The 19,293-nt window shown below is 59.4% G+C and carries 17 protein-coding genes; 14 read left to right on the top strand and 3 right to left on the bottom strand.

Annotated features, from left to right (window positions below; genetic code table 11):
• From IPJ12_13680 to IPJ12_13635, 10 genes are all read left to right on the top strand, one after another.
• On the top strand, nucleotides 1-354 hold a 354-nt coding region (locus IPJ12_13680; GenBank protein MBK7648173.1), incomplete at its 5' end, for a thioredoxin family protein.
• A 96-nt stretch (nucleotides 355-450) separates the two neighbouring features.
• On the top strand, nucleotides 451-2,934 hold the full coding sequence (locus IPJ12_13675; GenBank protein ID MBK7648172.1) for an EAL domain-containing protein: 2,484 nt from the start codon (nucleotides 451-453) through the stop codon (nucleotides 2,932-2,934).
• A 33-nt stretch (nucleotides 2,935-2,967) separates the two neighbouring features.
• Complete coding sequence (locus IPJ12_13670; protein MBK7648171.1) at nucleotides 2,968-3,981, top strand: class 1 fructose-bisphosphatase; 1,014 nt, start codon at nucleotides 2,968-2,970, stop codon at nucleotides 3,979-3,981.
• 37 nt (nucleotides 3,982-4,018) lie between these two features.
• Nucleotides 4,019-4,690: a hypothetical protein gene (locus IPJ12_13665; GenBank protein MBK7648170.1), complete on the top strand. Its 672-nt coding sequence runs from the start codon at nucleotides 4,019-4,021 to the stop codon at nucleotides 4,688-4,690.
• A 119-nt stretch (nucleotides 4,691-4,809) separates the two neighbouring features.
• Nucleotides 4,810-6,816, top strand: a complete 2,007-nt coding sequence (tkt, locus tag IPJ12_13660) for a transketolase (GenBank protein MBK7648169.1) — start codon at nucleotides 4,810-4,812, stop codon at nucleotides 6,814-6,816.
• A 22-nt stretch (nucleotides 6,817-6,838) separates the two neighbouring features.
• Nucleotides 6,839-7,867 (top strand): type I glyceraldehyde-3-phosphate dehydrogenase, encoded by a 1,029-nt coding sequence (gene gap / locus IPJ12_13655; protein ID MBK7648168.1) that lies wholly within the window; start codon nucleotides 6,839-6,841, stop codon nucleotides 7,865-7,867.
• Between the two features lie 69 nt (nucleotides 7,868-7,936).
• Nucleotides 7,937-8,983 (top strand): erythrose-4-phosphate dehydrogenase, encoded by a 1,047-nt coding sequence (locus IPJ12_13650; protein MBK7648167.1) that lies wholly within the window; start codon nucleotides 7,937-7,939, stop codon nucleotides 8,981-8,983.
• A 24-nt stretch (nucleotides 8,984-9,007) separates the two neighbouring features.
• Nucleotides 9,008-10,192, top strand: a complete 1,185-nt coding sequence (locus IPJ12_13645; GenBank protein MBK7648166.1) for a phosphoglycerate kinase — start codon at nucleotides 9,008-9,010, stop codon at nucleotides 10,190-10,192.
• An 87-nt stretch (nucleotides 10,193-10,279) separates the two neighbouring features.
• On the top strand, nucleotides 10,280-11,713 hold the full coding sequence (gene pyk, locus IPJ12_13640) for a pyruvate kinase (protein ID MBK7648165.1): 1,434 nt from the start codon (nucleotides 10,280-10,282) through the stop codon (nucleotides 11,711-11,713).
• A gap of 50 nt (nucleotides 11,714-11,763) precedes the next feature.
• A complete protein-coding gene (locus IPJ12_13635; protein ID MBK7648164.1) occupies nucleotides 11,764-12,828 on the top strand; it encodes a fructose-bisphosphate aldolase class II in 1,065 nt (354 codons plus the stop codon).
• 77 nt (nucleotides 12,829-12,905) lie between these two features.
• On the opposite strand, the gene IPJ12_13630 is transcribed toward IPJ12_13635, so the two are convergent.
• On the bottom strand, nucleotides 12,906-13,979 hold the full coding sequence (locus IPJ12_13630; GenBank protein ID MBK7648163.1) for a CZB domain-containing protein: 1,074 nt from the start codon (nucleotides 13,977-13,979) through the stop codon (nucleotides 12,906-12,908).
• Between the two features lie 331 nt (nucleotides 13,980-14,310).
• On the opposite strand from IPJ12_13630, the gene IPJ12_13625 reads away from it, so the two are divergent.
• The 3 genes from IPJ12_13625 (at nucleotide 14,311) to IPJ12_13615 (ending at nucleotide 16,330) form a co-directional block, all read left to right on the top strand.
• Nucleotides 14,311-15,525 (top strand): MFS transporter, encoded by a 1,215-nt coding sequence (locus IPJ12_13625; GenBank protein ID MBK7648162.1) that lies wholly within the window; start codon nucleotides 14,311-14,313, stop codon nucleotides 15,523-15,525.
• 122 nt (nucleotides 15,526-15,647) lie between these two features.
• A complete protein-coding gene (locus IPJ12_13620) occupies nucleotides 15,648-15,827 on the top strand; it encodes a hypothetical protein (GenBank protein ID MBK7648161.1) in 180 nt (59 codons plus the stop codon).
• An 89-nt stretch (nucleotides 15,828-15,916) separates the two neighbouring features.
• Nucleotides 15,917-16,330 (top strand): hemerythrin family protein, encoded by a 414-nt coding sequence (locus IPJ12_13615; GenBank protein MBK7648160.1) that lies wholly within the window; start codon nucleotides 15,917-15,919, stop codon nucleotides 16,328-16,330.
• A gap of 148 nt (nucleotides 16,331-16,478) precedes the next feature.
• Here IPJ12_13615 and IPJ12_13610 read toward each other — a convergent pair whose 3' ends face one another.
• Together IPJ12_13610 and IPJ12_13605 are read right to left on the bottom strand one after the other, a co-directional pair.
• Entirely contained in the window at nucleotides 16,479-17,654 is a 1,176-nt protein-coding gene (locus tag IPJ12_13610; protein MBK7648159.1) for a metallophosphoesterase, read from the bottom strand.
• Nucleotides 17,655-17,937: 283 nt separating this feature from the next.
• A complete protein-coding gene (locus tag IPJ12_13605) occupies nucleotides 17,938-18,405 on the bottom strand; it encodes a hypothetical protein (GenBank protein MBK7648158.1) in 468 nt (155 codons plus the stop codon).
• Between the two features lie 183 nt (nucleotides 18,406-18,588).
• On the opposite strand from IPJ12_13605, the gene IPJ12_13600 reads away from it, so the two are divergent.
• The gene (locus IPJ12_13600) at nucleotides 18,589-19,158 is read left to right on the top strand and encodes a cold shock domain-containing protein (protein ID MBK7648157.1); all 570 of its coding nucleotides are present in this window, start codon (nucleotides 18,589-18,591) and stop codon (nucleotides 19,156-19,158) included.
• Nucleotides 19,159-19,293: the final 135 nt, after the last annotated feature.

The following is a 19,293-nucleotide window of genomic DNA, read 5'->3' as shown; positions in this document are numbered from 1 at the left end:
CTGGGCATCGGGTGCGTTGCCATCATGAGTAACGATGTCACCGCTTATCCCGAGGACTCTCCTGAATCGATGCGCCGCTGGGCTGGCGAACTGGCCTTTCCCTTCCCTTACCTTTATGACGAAACCCAGGCCGTGGCCAAAGCCTATGGCGCTGTCTGTACGCCGGACTTCTTCGGCTACAACGCCCAACTCAAACTGCAATATCGTGGTCGCCTGGATGCCTCCGGCCGCTATCCCGCCCCCTGCGATGCCAGGCGGGAACTCTACGAGGCGATGTTGAAAATCGCCGCAGAAGGGAATGGCCCACGCGAGCAGTTTCCGTCGATTGGCTGCTCAATCAAATGGCACATCTAACAAATAATGACCAGATGCCAAATACCGCAGTCAGAATGAAGAAATATCAGCAGCCTGAGCTATGATTGTTTGTCACCACAAGGACTCATTGCGCACTTGAATTCTCCGGACGCTGCCTCGTCGCTCTCCATCAATATACGCCGCCAACTGGCTTACATGCAATCAGTTGTGTCCAGCATGCCCCAAGGCATCAGCGTCTTCGACGAAGGACTGCGCCTGCGGGTCTGGAATCAGGGATTCATCAAGGTACTGAGCCTGCCAGATGAGGTCGTCCGTGAGGGAGTTCACTTCTCCGATCTGATTCGCATTCCGGCCCAGCGCGGCGAATACGGTCCCGGCGATATTGAGGAGCATGTCTCCCGAATCACGGCGCTGGCCATGAAATTCGAAGCCCACTGCTTCGAGCGCACACGTCCCAATGGCCACACCCATCTTGTTCAGGGCGAACCACTCTTCATTGACGGAAAACTGGCGGGCTTCATTACCACCTACACCGACATCACCGAGCGCAAAGAAATCGAAGTAGCGCTAAGGATGCAGCACAACCAGCTAGAAACGGTAATCGAAAGCATTCCAAGCGCAGTCAGCCTCTTCAACAAGGATGAGCGCCTTGTTTTATACAATGACGAATTTCTGCGCTTGCTCAACATCCCGGAGACACTTGCCGCCCCCGGATGTACGCTTGAAACACTCTACCGCTTCAATGCCGAGCGTGGGGAATACGGTCCGGGCAATCCGGAGAAAATTGTCCTCGCCCTGCTTGAGCGCGCGCGAACGCCTACCCCCCATTACTTCGAGCGCACTCGTCCAAACGGAAAAACGCTCGAAATCCGCGGCGTGCCGCTTGCTGATGGCGGCTTTGTTACGGTTTATACCGATATCACCGAGCGCCGCGCCAGCGCAGAGCGAGAACAGCTGGCGCAAAAGGTCTATAGCCACACGCCGGCCGGTATCATTTTTACGGACGAAGCACATCGCATCCTGTCGATCAATCCGGCAACCACCCAAATGACCGGCTATGAAGCCTTCGAACTGATCGGACAGACGGTTTTCGGGTTGCTCGACCTTGACGAAAGCCATGCTCCGGACTCATTCCGGGAAAATATTGCAGTACGCGGCTCCTGGCATGGCGAACTGGAAGTCACCCGAAAAAATGGTGACAACTTCGCGGCCGGAACGCGAGTTAACCGTGTGGACGATCCGCAAAGCGGCATGCCAGCGCACTATGTCTGGATTCTTGCCGACATCACGGAACGCAAGCAATCAGAAGAGCGCATGCGGCATATTGCGCAGCATGATGCACTCACCGGGCTGCCCAACCGCATGGCACTATTGATGCGACTTGGGCAGCTATTGCCGGAAGCTCGTCGCCATGGCTGGAAGCTCGCCATCATGTTCCTCGACCTGGACCGCTTCAAGATCATTAATGACACACTGGGTCACCAGGTCGGTGATGAACTGTTGCGGGAAGTTGCCTGCCGACTGTCCAGTGTCATTCGCGAAACAGATTTCGTCGCCCGCCTTGGCGGCGACGAGTTTGTCATCATCCTGCCCGGAATTGCCAACCCGGCCGACGCCGCCAACGTCGCCAGCAAGGCCATCGTGGCGCTGTCCGCCTCGATTGAAGCCAATGGCCATGAATTGCACACCAGCCCGTCGATTGGCATCAGCATTTTTCCGGATGATGGCCCGGATGGCGATACCATCCTGAAAAACGCTGACACGGCGATGTACCATGCCAAGTCAGCGGGCCGAAATAATTTCCAGTTCTTCGCCAACGAAATGAACCGGATCAGTGCTGACCGCTTGAGCATTGAGCACAAACTACGGCACGCCATTGCCCGCAATGAGCTCGCGCTATGTTTCCAGCCCCAGTTCCGCGCCGGAGACTCGGTGCCGGTTGGCGTAGAAGCCCTGCTCCGCTGGCACCACCCCACCGAGGGCACCATCTCACCAGCCCGTTTCATCCCGATCGCTGAAGAAACCGGCATCATCGTCGAAATAGGCGAATGGGTACTGGCCAACGCCTGCCGTAAAATGAAGCAGTGGATTGACAATGGCCTCAAGCCCATGCGCATCGCCGTCAACGTCTCTCCCCGCCAATTGCGCCGCCGCGACTTTGCCGAAACGGTAGCCAATGCACTGACATACTCCGGGCTGCCAGCTGAGCTACTGGAACTCGAAATCACCGAGAGCTCTGTGATGGAAAATCCACAGGAAGCCATCCTGATTCTCGAACGTCTGGGCCGCATGGGCGTCACCCTGGCGATCGACGACTTCGGCACCGGCTATTCGTCACTCGGCTATCTGAAACTTTTCCCGATCGACCATTTGAAAATCGACCGCTCTTTTGTCGCCGACATCGAGACCGACCTCAACGACCGGGCCATCGCCTTTGGCACCATTGCACTGGCTCACTCCCTGGGTTTGAAAGTAATTGCCGAAGGCGTCGAAACCGAAGATCAGCTCGAGCTGCTGCGCACAAACGGCTGCGACGAAGTTCAGGGATATCTGCTGAGCAAGCCACTTGACAACGCTGCGGCCTTCGCCTTCCTGCACGCAAGATGCCCGGCAGAGTAAAATCGCGCTTTTGTCATTGAAGCAGGAGTTCTCATGGCACAGCGCACGCTGGCACGCTACCTCACCGAAGAGCAACGCAACAAGGGTGTGATCACCGGCGACCTCAAGTTGCTGATTGAAGTTGTTTCGCGGGCCTGCCAGGCCATTTCCATCGCCATTGGCAAAGGCGGACTCGGCGGCGCACTGGGTGAAGCCGGCAGCGACAATGTGCAAGGCGAGGCACAAAAGAAGCTCGACGTATTGTCCAACGACATCCTGCTCGACGCCAACGAATGGGGCGGACACCTGGCCGCCATGGCCTCCGAGGAAATGGACCTGCCACATCTGGTGCCGCATCGCTTCCCCAAGGGCGAGTACCTGCTCACTTTCGATCCGCTCGATGGGTCATCGAACATCGACGTCAATGTCTCGATCGGCACCATTTTCTCGGTACTCAAATGCCCGGAAGGCGCCGACCTGACGACGCCGGAAGCCGCTGAAAAAGCCTTCCTGCAACCCGGCACGACGCAGGTCGCGGCTGGCTACGCCGTTTACGGCCCGACAACACTACTGGTTCTGACCGTTGGTGACGGTGTGGTTTCCTTCACCCTTGACCGGGAACTGGGCGAATTCCTGCTGACCCAGGAAAACATGCAGATCCCCGCCGACACCAAGGAATTTTCGATCAATATGGCCAACCAGCGCTTCTGGGAAGCACCGGTGCAGCGTTACATCAGCGAGATGCAGCAAGGCAAGGAAGGGCCGCTTGGCAAGGACTACAACATGCGCTGGGTAGGGTCGATGGTAGCCGACGTGCACCGCATCATGACGCGTGGTGGCATTTTCATGTACCCCATCGACAGCAAGCTCAGCGCCCAGGGTGGCAAGCTGCGCCTGATGTATGAAGCCAATCCGATGGCCATGCTCGTCGAGCAGGCCGGTGGCGAGGCATCGACCGGTCGCCAGCGCATTCTCGATATCGCACCGGAAAAACTGCACCAGCGGGTAGCCGTAATTTTGGGGTCAAAAACCGAAGTAGACCGCATCATTGGCTACCACGCAGCCTGATCGTCAGCAGTTATTCAACTCATCCAGAAAGCCCGTGATGCAAAAACTATCCGTCGCACTACTGCTGACCACTTGCGCTGTTCTGGCAAGCTGCAAGAGCAATGAATCAAAGTCAGAAGAGCCGGTCCCGGCTACTGCCACAACCGCCGCCGCTTCGACCAAAGCAGCTCCGGCACCAGTCAAGCCTGAATGCAAACCGGCGCCAGCCGCCAAAAAGAGCAAAAAAGGCAGCAAGAAAACTGCCAAAAAAACTGACGCGGTGGCAGTCGATTGCGAACCGGTCAAGCCAAAATCTGAAACTGGCAGCAACGAACCCTCCGCCAAGACCATCGAAACCAAGCCGGGCGCCGCGGCAGCCCCTGCTGGCGCTGGAAGCGTCAAAACCGGCACCGAATGCAAGCCCTGCGTCGTCAAGTCACGCGATGGCACCTTCGACGGCGAAGTTCACGGCAATATTCCGGCAGGCAGCAAATGGGCCCGTCTGCAAATCGGCATGCACCAGAGCGAAGTCGAACGCATTCTCGGCATCACCTCCAACATTCGCGCCTACGTCACTGGCAAGGCATTCATTCCTTTCTACTTCGGCTCCGACAGCCATCGTTACGAAGCGGTTTATGCCGGACAGGGTAGCGTGGCTTACACCGGCGGGGGCATCGGCGGCGGACAAGGCGTGCTGATGATGATCAATTTCGACCCGAAAATTGAATAAGCATCACCCGTGACCGCAATGACAGGCGTCAAAACCTGTCATTGCGGTCACATCGCCCTACCCAAAAAGGGCCTTTTCCCCGATAATTTCATCTTTTAAGCAGGCTGGATTCACGGATCATGAGCGTCAGCAATCTCCCCAAGTTCTCCCCACTGACCGGCGCCATCCGCGCCCTAGCCATGGATGCCGTCCAGCAGGCCAACTCGGGCCACCCCGGTGCCCCAATGGGCATGGCCGAAATCGCCGAAGTCCTGTGGCGCCGCCACATGCGCCATAACCCGGCCAATCCGCACTGGCCCGACCGCGACCGCTTTGTTCTCTCGAACGGTCACGGCTCCATGCTGATTTATTCGCTGCTGCATCTGACCGGCTACAACGTCTCCATCGACGACCTGAAGAATTTCCGCCAATTGCACGCCAAGACCCCCGGCCACCCGGAATACGGCTACACCCCTGGCGTTGAAACAACGACCGGCCCGCTCGGCCAGGGCATCACCAACGCCGTCGGCTTTGCGCTGGCCGAGAAGGTACTCGCTGCCGAATTCAACAAGCCGGGCCACGAAATCGTCAATCACCACACCTATACCTTCCTCGGCGACGGTTGCCTGATGGAAGGCATTTCGCACGAAGCATGTTCGCTGGCCGGCACGCTTGGCCTGGGCAAACTGATCGCTTTCTGGGACGACAACGGCATCTCTATCGACGGTCACGTCGAAGGCTGGTTCACCGACAACACGCCCAAGCGCTTCGAAGCCTATGGCTGGCACGTCATTGCCGACGTCAATGGCCACAACAGCGACGCCATCGAGCGTGCCCTGCTCGAAGCCAAGTCGGTAACCGACAAGCCCAGCCTGATCTGCTGTAAAACGACCATCGGCGCCGGCGCGCCCAACAAGCAGGGATCGCACGACTGCCATGGCGCACCGCTTGGCAAGGACGAGATCGCCGCCGCCCGCGAATATATCGGCTGGACCCACCCGCCGTTCGAAATCCCGGCCGACGTTTATACCGCCTGGAACGGCAAGCCACGTGGCGCCACCTTTGAAGAAAATTGGCGCAACCGATTCAAGGCATACCAAGCCGCCTTCCCGGCCGAAGCCGCCGAATTCGAGCGCCGTGTCATCAAGGGCGAATTACCAACCAACTGGGAAGCGACCAAGGCCGCCTACATCGCTACCTGCCGCGAAAAGGCCGAGAACATCGCGACCCGCAAGGCTTCGCAGAACGCGATCGCCGCACTGGTCCCCGCCGTGCCGGAAATCTTCGGCGGTTCGGCTGACCTGGCCGGCTCCAATCTGACCTTCGTCAAGGGCAGCAAGGGCGTCACCCGTACCGAGGGCGGCAACTACTGCTACTACGGCGTGCGCGAATTCGCCATGACCGCCATCGCCAACGGTATTGCGCTGCACGGTGGCCTCGTTCCCTACACGGCGACTTTCCTGGTCTTCTCCGATTACGCCCGCAACGCGATCCGCATGGCGGCGCTGATGAAGCAGCGCCAGATCATGGTCTATACCCATGATTCTATCGGCCTCGGTGAAGATGGCCCGACGCACCAGCCGGTCGAACACATCCCCAGCCTGCGCCTCATTCCGAATCTCGACGTCTGGCGCCCGGCCGACGCGACCGAAACGGCCATTGCCTGGACTTCCGCGGTCGACCGGAAAAACGGCCCGAGTTTGTTAGCTTTGTCGCGCCAGAACCTGCCGACCGTGACGCAAAATATCAGCGACGCAGACATCGCCAAGGGTGGCTACGTGCTGTCCGAAGCCGACGGCGAAGCCCAGCTCACTTTCATCGCCACCGGATCCGAAATCAAGTTGGCGCTTGACGCCCAGGCCGCACTGGCCGGGGAAGGCATCCCGACCCGCGTCGTATCGATGCCCTGCACCAACGTTTTCGACCGCCAGAGCGCCGACTACAAGGCCGCCGTGCTGGGTGGCTGCAAGAAACGCATCGCCATTGAAGCCGCTCACCCGGACTTCTGGCACAAATACGTCGGCCTGCATGGCGCCGTGATCGGCATCGACCGCTTCGGCGAGTCGGCACCGGCCGGCCAACTGTTCGACATGTTCGGTTTCACCGTCGCCAACGTCGTCAAGACGGCCAAGGCGCTGTTGTCCTGATTAACTAAAAGAGGAGAGATTCATGGCTATCAAGGTTGCTATCAACGGTTTCGGTCGTATCGGTCGCTGCACGCTGCGCGCCATTTACGAGCAGGGCCTGCAGAATGAATTCGAAATTGTCGCCATCAACGCCGCTGGCGATCTGGCCACCAACGCCCATCTGCTCAAGTACGACACCACACACGGCCGCTTCCGCACCAGCGTTGAAACTGAAGGTGAAAACTGCATCATCATCGATGGCAAGAAGGTCGCGTTCTATTCCACCAAGGATCCGAAGGGCGTCGACTGGGCCAGCCACGGCGTTGATATCCTGCTCGAGTGCACCGGTGCCTACACCACCAAGGCCAAGGCTCAGGCGCTGCTCGATCAGGGCGCCAAGCGCGTGCTGATCTCCGCCCCGGGCGGCGACGACGTCGACACCACCATCGTCATGGGTGTCAACGAAGGTGCATTGAAGGCCGACATGACCGTCGTTTCCAACGCCTCGTGCACGACCAACTGCCTGGCCCCGGTCGCCAAGATCCTGTCTGACGCCATCGGCATCAAGCAAGGCCTGATGACCACCATCCACGCCTACACCAACGACCAGGTCACCGTCGACGTCCGTCACAAGGATCTGCGTCGCGCCCGTGCCGCTGCCGCCAACATCATCCCGACCAAGACCGGCGCCGCCAAGGCCGTTGGGCTAGTGTTGCCGCAACTGGTCGGCAAGGTCGATGGTTTCGCCCTGCGCGTACCGACCATCAACGTTTCGCTGGTCGACCTGACCTTCACCGCCGAGCGCGCCACCACCAAGGAAGAAATCAACGCCTTGATGACGGCTGCCGCCAACGGCCCGCTGAAGGGCATCCTCGACGTCAACAACGAACCGCTGGTTTCCTCCGACTTCAACCACACCACCGTTTCTTCCACCTTCGATGCCACGCAGACGCGCGTCATCAAGAGCGACGACGGCTCCGTGCTGGTCAAAGTTCTGGCTTGGTACGACAATGAGTGGGGCTACTCCTGCCGCATGCTGGATGCCGCTCGCGCATGGATGAACGCCAAGTAATCGGCGTCTTATAAAAAGGGGCCGCAAGGCCCCTTTTGTTTCACCCTTACCAAGGTAACTGCCCCAAACGTGTCACAGAACGCCGCCTTGCGTCTCGCCATCAACGGCTACGGTCGTATCGGGCGCTGCTTCCTGCGCGCCCTGCGCGAATCGCCGATTCAACACAATCTTCAGGTCGTCGCCATCAATGAGCCAGCGAATCTGGAGAGCATGACCTATCTGACGCGCTTTGATTCGACCCATGGCCGCTTTCCCGGCCAGGTAGAAATCGGCGATGCGGCACTCGTCATTGACGGGCAGACTATCGCCGTCACCCATGCGAAAAAGCCGGAAGCCGTCGACTGGCGCGGCCTCGATATCGACCTGTTGATCGAAGCATCAGGTTGCTACGGTCGACGGGAAGAATTGGTCAAATTCATCAACGCCGGCTGTCCGCGGCTATTGCTCTCGCACCCCGGCGCCAGCAGCGATGACGTCGATGCGACCATTGTCGCCGGCATCAACCAGAACAGCCTGACCGGCCACGAGCGACTGGTCTCTGCAGCCTCCTGCACGACCAATGCCATCGTGCCGGTGCTGGATCTGCTCGATCGCGAAATCGGCATCGATCAAGCACTGCTGACCACATTGCACTCCGTAATGAACGACCAGCCGCTAATCGACGGCTATCACCACGACGACCTGCGCCGCACGCGTTCGGCCATGCAGTCGATCATTCCGGTGTCGACCGGTCTGGCCCGCGGCATCGAACGCCTGTTGCCGCAACTGGCCGGCAAGGTACAAGCCAAAGCCATCCGCGTGCCGACCCTGAATGTGTCGGCCATCGACCTGACCCTGAGCACGCAACGCCCGGTGTCGGCGCACAGCATCAACGCGCTTCTGGCCGACGCCGCCGGCGGCCCGCTCAAAGGGCTGATCGCGTATTCCGAGGCGGCCCATGCCTCGATCGATTTCAATCACGACCCCCATTCGGCCATTGTCGATGGCAGCCAGACCCGCACCGCCGGCACCCATCTGGTTAACCTGTTCGTCTGGTTCGATAACGAATGGGGCTTCGCCAACCGCATGCTGGAAGTCGCCGACCACTGGTCGCGCCTGTGGCCCGCTCAAAAATAACTCAGCAAACACTGGAGAAAAACCATGAACGTCATCAAACTCACCGACCTCGATGTTTCCGGCAAGCGCGTGTTCATCCGCGCCGACCTCAATGTGCCGCAGGACGAAGCCGGTAACATTACCGAGGACACACGCATCCGCGCCTCGCTGCCGTCGATCAAGTACTGCCTGGAAAAAGGTGCGGCCGTCATGGTCACCTCCCACCTCGGCCGACCGACCGAAGGTGAGTTGACGCCCGACGACAGCCTGCTGCCGGTCGCCGTGCGCCTGGGCCAGATGTTGCACACCTCCGTTCGCCTGATCACCGACTGGGTTGACGGTGGCTTCGACGTGAAACCCGGCGAAGTCGTCCTGCTCGAAAACTGCCGCGTCAACAAGGGCGAAAAAAAGAACAACGAAGAATTGGCTCAAAAGATGGCCAAGCTCTGCGACATCTACGTTAATGATGCGTTCGGCACCGCCCACCGCGCCGAAGCCACCACCCACGGCATCGCCAAATACGCGCCGGTGGCCTGTGCCGGCATTCTGATGGGCGCCGAAATCGACGCGCTGACCAAGGCACTGGGCAATCCGAAGCGTCCGCTGGTCGCCATCGTCGGCGGCTCCAAGGTGTCGTCCAAGCTGACCATCCTCAAGTCGCTGGCCAGCAAGGTGGACCAGCTGATCGTCGGCGGTGGCATCGCCAACACCTTCCTGCTCGCCTCCGGCAAGCGGATCGGTGATTCCCTGGCCGAAGCCGATCTGGTCAAGGAAGCGCACGCCATCATGGACATCATGAAGGAACGCGGCGCCGAAGTGCCGCTGCCGGTCGACGTGGTCGTCGCTGACGAAGTCTCTGCCCTGGCCCGTGCCAACAAGATTTCTGTCGATGACGTGCATGTCCATGACCGCATCCTCGACGTCGGCCCGAAGACCGCCGCCATGCTGTCGCAAATCATTGCCAACGCCGGCACCATCGTCTGGAACGGCCCGGTGGGCGTCTTCGAACTGCCGCAGTTCGCCGGCGGCACCAAGATGATGGCTTCCGCCATTGCCCATTCCGAAGCATTCTCGATTGCTGGCGGTGGCGACACCTTGGCGGCCATCGCCAAGTTCCATATTGCGGATGACGTCGGCTACATTTCCACCGGTGGCGGCGCCTTCCTGGAATTCCTCGAAGGCAAGACCCTGCCGGCCATCGCTGTGCTGGAAGAACGTGCCGCGAAATAATCCCGCAAGACGTCGACCGTAGTATCGCTGCTACGGTCGACCGGAAAAAAAGCCAAAAAACCAAATAAAAACAGGGATGGAGAAGACATGTTACGCCACACCAAGATCGTTGCCACGCTAGGCCCCGCCTCATCGTCGCCCGACATTCTCGAGCGCATGGTGCAAGCCGGCATCGATGTCGTCCGGATGAATTTCTCGCACGGCACCGCCGATGACCACAAGGCCCGCGCCGAGGGCATCCGGGCTGCCGCTGCCAAGCATGGCCGCACTGTCGGCATCCTCGGCGACCTGCAGGGGCCGAAAATCCGGGTCGGCAAGTTCGAGAGCGGCAAGATCACGCTGGTCGTCGGCGAAGCCTTCGTTCTCGATGCGCAGTGTGCGCTCGGCAATCAGGAACGCGTCGGCCTCGACTACAAGGATCTGCCCAAAGACGTGGTCGGCGGTGACATTCTCCTGCTCGACGATGGTCGACTGAAACTCCAGGTCACGGGCGTGCGCGGCCATGAAATCCAGACGCGCGTGCTGGTCGGCGGCGAGCTGTCGAACAACAAGGGCATCAACCGCCAGGGCGGCGGCCTGACTGCGCCAGCGCTGACGGCCAAGGACATGGATGACATCAAGACAGCCGCTCAGATCGGTGTCGATTTCGTCGCCGTCTCCTTCCCCAAGAGCGCCGCCGACATGTACATGGCGCGCCAGCTGCTGCGTGCTGCCGGCAGCACCGCCGTGCTGATCGCCAAGATCGAGCGCGTCGAGGCCATCACCAATCTGGCCGAAATCCTCGATGCCTCGGACGGCATCATGGTCGCCCGCGGCGACCTCGCCGTCGAAGTCGGCGATGCCACGGTGCCCGCGCTGCAGAAAAAAATGATCCGCATGGCGCGCGACAAGAACAAGCTGACCATCACCGCCACGCAGATGATGGAGTCGATGATCCTGTCGCCGGTGCCGACCCGGGCCGAAGTGTCCGACGTCGCCAACGCCGTGCTCGACGGCACCGATGCGGTCATGCTCTCGGCAGAAACCGCGGCTGGCAAATACCCGGTCGAAGTCGTCGAATCAATGGCCCGCATCTGCGTCGAAGCCGAGCGTTCGGCCGAAGTCACCCTCGACCGCGAATTCCTCGACCGCGTCTTTACCCGCATCGACCAGTCCATTTCCATGGCCGCCATCTGGACGGCACATCACCTCAAGGTCAAGGCCATCGCCGCCCTCACCCAGTCCGGCTCGACCGCCCTGTGGATGAGCCGCATGAATTCCGGCGTGCCGATTTACGCACTGACGCCGGATGCCGAATCGGTCGGTCGCATGGTGCTCTATCGCGGCGTCTGCCCGCTGCGGATGAACCAGCAGCACACCGATCGCGACCTGCTGCTGGCAGAAGCCGAGCAACTCCTGATCGATCGCGGTGTCGTAACCAAAGGCGACCTGATTGCCCTGACCATCGGCGAACCAATCGGCTGCGCCGGCGGCACCAACACCCTGAAGATCGTCCGGGTCGGCGAGCACCAAGTCGCCTAGCCCTGTAAAATAGACCAATTAACTAATCAAGCCACCGAACAGGAGTCCCCATGCCGCTCGTATCCATGCGCCAACTGCTCGACCATGCCGCCGAAAACGGCTACGGTCTGCCCGCCTTCAACGTCAACAACATGGAACAGGTCTGGGCCATCTGCGAAGCAGCCAGCCAGATCGACGCCCCGGTCATCATGCAAGCCTCGGCCGGTGCCCGCAAATATGCCGGCGAGCCCTTCCTGCGTCACCAGATCCTGGCCGCCCTCGAAGCCTACCCCAACCTGCCCATCGTCATGCACCAGGACCACGGCCAGAGCCCGGCCATCTGCATGGGCGCCATCCGCTCCGGCTTCACCTCGGTGATGATGGACGGCTCGCTGGAAGCCGATGGCAAGACCGTCGCCTCCTACGAATACAACGTCGCTGTTTCCCAGGAAGTGGTCAAGCTCTCGCACTCCATCGGCGTTTCCGTTGAAGCCGAGCTCGGCGTTCTCGGCTCGCTGGAAACCATGAAGGGCGACAAGGAAGACGGCCACGGCGCCGACGGCCACATGACCCGCGAACAGCTGCTCACCGACGTCGACCAGGCCGCCGACTTCGTCAAGCAGACCAACTGCGATGCGCTGGCCATCGCCATCGGCACCAGCCACGGCGCCTACAAATTCACCAAGAAGCCCACCGGCGACATCCTCGCCATCGACCGCATCAAGGAAATTCACGCCCGTATCCCGAACACCCATCTGGTGATGCACGGTTCTTCCTCCGTGCCGCAGGAGCTGCTGGCTGAAATCCGCGAATTCGGCGGCGACATGAAGGAAACCTACGGCGTGCCGGTTGAGGAAATCGTCAAGGGCATCGCCCATGGCGTGCGCAAGATCAACATCGACACCGACATCCGTCTCGCCATGACCGGCGCCATTCGTCGCTACCTGTTTGAAAACCCTTCCAAGTTCGACCCGCGCGATTACCTCAAGCCGGCCCGCGAAGCCGCCAAGAAAATTTGCTTGGCCCGCTTCGAAGCCTTCGGCTGCGCTGGCCGCGCCAGCCAGATCAAGCCGATGTCGCTTGAAAAGATGGCCGAACGCTACGCCAAGGGCGAGCTGAACCAGATCGTCAAATAAACGGAATAGCCCCCGAAAAAAATGGCCGCAGATTGCGGCCATTTTCTTTGGTGGCGCTGTTGCGCGGGAAAACCGACTTAGCGCAGCAGCACTTTGCTTCCCGAAGCAGCCATTTTTTCGAGCCCGTTGACGACGCCGATACTGGCCTTCTCCATACGGGCGATCGCCTGCACTGCGGCGCGAATTTCGCCGGACAAACGCAGCGTCAGCGCCTCCTTGCCAAAGGCATGCACTTCCTTGTGCGGCGTCTCGATGTCGCGATAGCCGGGCAGTTTTCCATAGAGCGTTCGCCCCTCTCCTTCGTAATACCACTTGCCCAGACGGCATCCGGTATGGGCGGCAAGGTCGCTGGCCCCCTTGTCGGAAAGCCCGAAAAACACCTTGTAGATCTCGAACTTGAAGATCAGGTGATCGAGCTTGGCCAGTTCGACGAAGGTCCGCAAGGCGGAGGTGCTGATCGCATTTTCCATTTTCTGGGCCAGATCGAGCGCCTGCCCCATGTCGCGCGCCATGCCGTGACCATTGACACTGAACTCCCGCGATTGGGACGAGAGCGTATCCATGCGCGCCTTGACCAGCGTCGACTCGCTCTGGATGGCACGGACCAGCGGGGTGATTTCCTTGGTCGCACCATCGGTCTTGGCCGACAGCGCCTGAACCTCCTTGGCCACAACGGCAAAGCCTCGCCCCTGATCGCCCGCCCGGGCCGCCTCGACTGCAGCGTTCATCGATAGCAAATGGGTCTGGGCGGCGATCTGCTGAATCAATTCGACAATCTGGCTGATTTTCCGGCTCTGCGCATGCAGTGAATCGACGTCTTCGACCGTCGCCGACGAATCATCCGCCAGCGTCTCCAGCTTGCCGGACATGTCCTCGACGGTCGCCCGGGTTTTTGCCGACACGCTCGCCGCGTCCGATGCCCGATCACGCTCGCTTTGCATCGAGGCGGCCATCTCGGCCATGCTTTTCTGCGATTCGGCAAATGAGACACTGAACTGCGCCAGACATTGACCCAGCGCCCGATACATGCGGATCTGATCGCGTGCCTCGGCAAGCTCCTCACGCAGGCGCTCATTTTCCCTGGCCAAGCCATGGGTCGGATCAGCGTCGTCGAAATCCGTGACGTCAATTGCCTGAGAATCAATAGTCATAGGATAGCCACCTTGAACAATTCGCAAATACGGCCAAGCCGTAAAATTCATTAATAATGATAAAAGCACTCTATCAGGCTGGCGATTCAATCGCAATCAATCGGAGTGCTTCATGACGCATCGGACCAGCAAACCATGAGGGCCGGCTCAATCTTTCCCTACTCAACAGGATTTCAATTTCGGCCATATTTCCCGGTTGACCGTAGCAATCGGATCACTCAGCAATAAGCAGTCGACTCACTGAACAATCCGCGCAAAAACCCGTCGACAGAACCATCTGCAGCGATGCACCATCCAGCCTTGATCGGCAATCCCCACCCCGAATGCCCCCATGCTCAACCCCGACCTCGCACAGCTCTTCAAGTACCGCTCCTTTGCCTTTTTCTCCGGCTCACGCTTCACCGGCATGGTCGCCAACCAGATGCTGATGGTGGCCGTCGGTTGGCAGATGTATGACATCACTGGCCGCGCCTGGGATCTCGGTTTGGTCGGCCTGTTCCAGTTCGTTCCCGCCCTGCTGCTCACCCTGCCGGCCGGCCACGCCGCCGATCACTTCAATCGCGGCCGCATCTACGCCGCCTGCATGTTCAGCCAGGCGCTGGTGGCCGTCAGCCTGTTCGCCGCGACGCAGACCGGCAGCGAATCGCGCGAGCTGATACTCGGTCTGTCGATCATTCTCGGCGTCGCCCGCGCCTTCCAGATGCCGGCGCAGCAGGCGCTGATCGCGCTGCTCATCCCGCAGCGCCTGCTCGGCCATGCCATCGCCATTAACGCCAGCGCCATGCAGGCGGCAATCATTGGCGGCCCGGCATTGGGCGGTGCGCTCTATATTCTGGGCGCCACCGCTGTCTATTCGGCCAGCACCGTCCTGCTGTTTGTCGCCGGCGGGCTGATGCTGACCGTCCGCTACAACCAGACCCCGCCCCCCGGCCAGACCAGCCTGCGCACCGTGCTGGCCGGCGTACATTTCGTCTGGCAAAACAAGATCCTGCTTGGCGCCACCACGCTCGACCTGTTTGCCGTGCTGCTCGGCGGCGCCACCGCCCTGCTGCCCATGTTCGCCCGCGACATACTGCACACCGGCCCGGAAGGCCTCGGCTTGCTGCGCGCAGCCCCCGCCGCCGGGGCCTTTCTGATGTCCCTCGCCTTGCTCCGCTGGCCGGTCCATCGCCGCACCGGCCACATCCTGCTCGCCTCGGTGGCCATCTTTGGCCTGGCCACGATTGTCTTCGGACTATCCACCCACTTCGGCCTGTCTCTACTCGCGCTGGCTGTCACCGGCGCGGTCGACAACATCAGCGTCGTCATCCGGCAAACGCTGGTTCAGGCCGACACGCCCGACGAAATCCGCGGCCGCGTCTCGGCCGTCAACTCCATCTTCATCGGCGCCTCCAACCAGCTCGGTGAATTTGAATCCGGCGCAACTGCCGCCCTCCTTGGCCCGGTCGGCTCGGTTGTCCTGGGCGGCGTTGGCACCGTCGTCATTGCCTTGCTCTGGCTCAGGCTGTTCCCCAAGCTGGCGGCGCGTGACCGCCTGGTTGAATGATGACAAGGTGCCGCAACGGCGCCATTCACAAAGCATTTTCTGAATTACACAAACCCGGGAACTGACCAAGCAAGCCCCGGTCGTACCAGACAACATACTGTCGACAATTTCCCCGAGGCCACATGAACACCGCCATCAACACCAAACAAGTGAAGCCGCTGCACCAACAAAATCAACAACTCGCCTGGAGCACGGCCAGCCGCCTTCCCTGGACAGGATCGTCCAGCGCCGAACGGCAATTCAGCCTCAGCCAGCAGAAACAAATCGAACGTCAGGCACGTAACCAAAGCGGTTGCCTGTAGCCCGCAGAAAGCGATAGCGCGGCTCTTCAGGTATTTTCAGTTAGACGCGGATTGCCCCAAGGCAAGCCGAGAATTACGGAGGCACAAACATGCTTGAACTGAGCAGATGGCGCTCGTCGTACAGCGTTGGTAACTGGGTGCTGGATAACCAGCACAAGGTACTGCTCGGGCTATGCGAGGAAGCCCTCGAACTGGTGCCGGAAGACAACGCCTACGAGTCGCCCGGCCATCGCTTCCGCTACGCCCAGGAAGACTTGCTCGCCTGCATCGATGAGCACTTCAGAACCGAAGAACGCCTGCTCAAACGATGCAGCCAGGCAGCCTTTGAGCGGCATCATGAAGAACACACGCGCTTCTGGAAAATGCTGAGCCAAAAGTTGCAGGAAATCGCCGATGGCAACATCGGCCGTGATGAGTTTCGCCAATTTCTGACCGAATGGTGGTCGCACCACATACTTCAGTCGGACCGCGCATTCTCGCATCTGATCCAGCGCCCCGGCTGACTGCCAGCCGGCGGCCAAATGGTCGCCAATGGAATTTCAGATTTTGCCCGATTTTTCCGGTTGACCGTGGCAATCGCCTGCAGGTGATTTTTTGCAGAAAAATTCACTCATTTCGGCAAGCATTTGCCACCGCACCAAATCTCCCCCATCAGACCGCGATCAGCCGCAACACGGTGATCTCCGAAGGCGCGCCGAAACGCTTGGGTGGCCCCCAGTAGCCAGTACCACGGCTGGTGTAAACCATCAGTTGGCCAAGCCGGTGCAAGCCGGCCGTAAAAGGCTGCTGCAACGGTACAAAGTGATTCCATGGCCAGAACTGGCCACCGTGAGTGTGGCCCGAAAGCTGAAGGTCGAAGCCAGCCGCTTCTGCAGCGGCCGCCGAGCGAGGCTGGTGCGCCAGAAGGATGCGCGGCACATCGGACGGACTGCCCGCCAGTGCCGCCAGCGGATCGCTGGCCTGCGCCGCATCGAAGGCACCAGCCGAAAAGTCTGTCACCCCGGCCAGTACAAAGCGGGCACCACGGTGGTCAATAACGACATGGCTATTGTGCAACCCGCGCAGGCCGATACGCTCGAATTCGCCGATCCAGGCCGCCGCGCCAGAATAATATTCGTGGTTGCCGGTGACCACATAACTCCCATGCCGGCTAAGCATGCCGCCAAGCGGCGCGGTATGCGCGCTCAACTGCTCGACGCTGCCGTCGACCACATCACCGGTAATCACGACCAGATCAGCGTCCAACGCATTGACGCGGTCGACAATGGCCTGGACGTAGTCGCGCTTGATCGTTGGCCCGACGTGAATGTCGCTGAGCTGAACAATGCGGAACCCCGCCAGCGCCTGCGGCAGCCCGGCCAGCGGAATATCCACCTGGACGACGCGAGCCACTCGCCGCGCATTGACATAACCCACCAACGTAAACAAGCCGGCCAGACTGAGGACGGCAATCGCGGTCGGCTCGGCCAGCGACGGCGCATCAGCGACCAACCGGACGATGTCGCGCAGCACAGTCAACACCAGCACCGAAGAAAACAACCCCATCGCCAGACCGCCCAGCCAACTGAGCCGGTCAGCCAGCGCCTGACGCGCAACGAGAAAGCGCCTAAGCAGCCCCAGCGGCACTAGAAAAGTCGATATCACCAGCCCGCCAATCACCAGCGCCAGCCCCGCCGCACCGAGATCAAAAGCAGGCAGCAGGCGCCAGCCAATATAGGCATGCAGCCCCCCGATGAACGGCAAAAACCGCCACAACGCGCGGCGCAAACGACCCGGCAAAACATCATGTCGGGATGACGGTAGATGAACAGCACTGGCCTTGGCCATGGAACTCCTTCTCACTTCGGACTGGCCCTCGCCTTGCCATGCATACGCACAGTGAAAGGCTTAATTCGGGGGCTAATGACAGATACCGAGTTTTCGCAGTAGTTCAATCCTGCCCCCCATTCGACAAAAACCGGGCATGGCAGGCGAGCAATAGGCACGCATATTGTGGTCCGGTGAAAGAGGGTTGTTGGTGAGCATTCGGGAAATTTCAAGCTTGAAGAATCTGAGCGGCAGCTTTTAGACTTCAGCTACTCACATTTTGTGCCCTTAGCGGAAGTTCGACTTACTGTGATTTCCATACACCCAGCAGAAAAAATCCGAGTGCGAGAACTTGAGTTGCCACAATAAAAACCGGAACGCCCCCATCTTCCTTTGGGAACCAACCAATAGAAAACGCCTTCTGTAGCGTCGAAATTAGATTCTCGCCAGTCTTCGGATTCAACGAATTTCGTAGCCCAAACACAATAAGCCGAGCCTGACAGTTGCTCCAAAAAACCAAAATACACATAGAAACGCACTCTTTTGCGCTCAGATGCCAAAAGGATTGGGCGAGTCCAAGGCTCATAACCCCCATCACTATCAGTATCATCCCAAATACCGATACCGAAAGTGATTGACGATAGAGTTGTTTGTTTTGCGCTGCATGAGCGTCGTCCCAGTTTGGCAGCCTTCCATACTGTGCTGCAAACTCACCCATAAACAAGAGGACGCTGCCAATGCAAAGGAATATTCCGGCGATTAAAAATGTCACTAGGCCCTCCCAAACCCACAATAAATATATAAATCATATAGCATATCGATTGGCTGCTCTTGGCCGAATGTGTGAGTCAGGCATGAGTTCAGGAAGCAGCCAGTCATGGAGGCGCTCCTTCCGGGCCACCTTCAAACCCCGTATGACATGATAATGAGCAACTTTCAACGAGCTGCTGCAATGATGGAACCACGTATTGTTGGAAAATTGAAGACTTGGAATGAGGACAAGGGCTTTGGATTCATCACTCCGCTGAATGGCGGCCAAGATGTCTTTGTCCACATTTCAAGCTATCCCCGTCGAGGGGGAAAACCCGTGGTGGGTGAAGCACTTTCATTCGAAGTAACCTTGAATGCGGACCAGAAGAAAAAGGCGGTGAACGTTCAGCGCCCTGGGCAACAACACAGGGATTCCGGATCGCCACCTCGGCCAATTTCGTCAGGGCGTCGAGGTGGTTCGTTCCTGGGGACTGTGGCCGGCATCGCTTTCATTGGTATGCTCATCTTTTCAGGCTACCAAGCGCTGACACCCCGATTCAAAGGAACAACTTCAGCGGCCAAAATCACTGTTCCGGCCACTGCAGCAGAGATGCCAGGAAAATTTTTTTGCGATGGCCGACACTATTGTTCCCAAATGACGTCGTGCGAGGAAGCTACTTATTTTCTACGGCACTGCCCAGGAACAGAGATGGATGGTGACGGAGATGGAGTGCCTTGCGAGTCGCAGTGGTGCTCTAGCCCGTTTGCCAAGTAGGCAGCCAAGGGATCACTCGCGCTCCTGGATTTTTCTCTGATGGCTGAAGTCGGCCTGATATCTGACGTTCGAACAGTCTTGGCAGTATTAACGGAATGGTCGAACAGCTATCCGCGCCTAACCACCACTCTCGCA

It is taken from the genome of Betaproteobacteria bacterium (genome assembly GCA_016709965.1).
GTDB lineage: Bacteria > Pseudomonadota > Gammaproteobacteria > Burkholderiales > Rhodocyclaceae > Azonexus > Azonexus amarohabitans.
The sequence above is the reverse complement of the archived record's forward strand: the minus strand, read 5'-3'. Positions and strand labels throughout refer to the sequence as shown.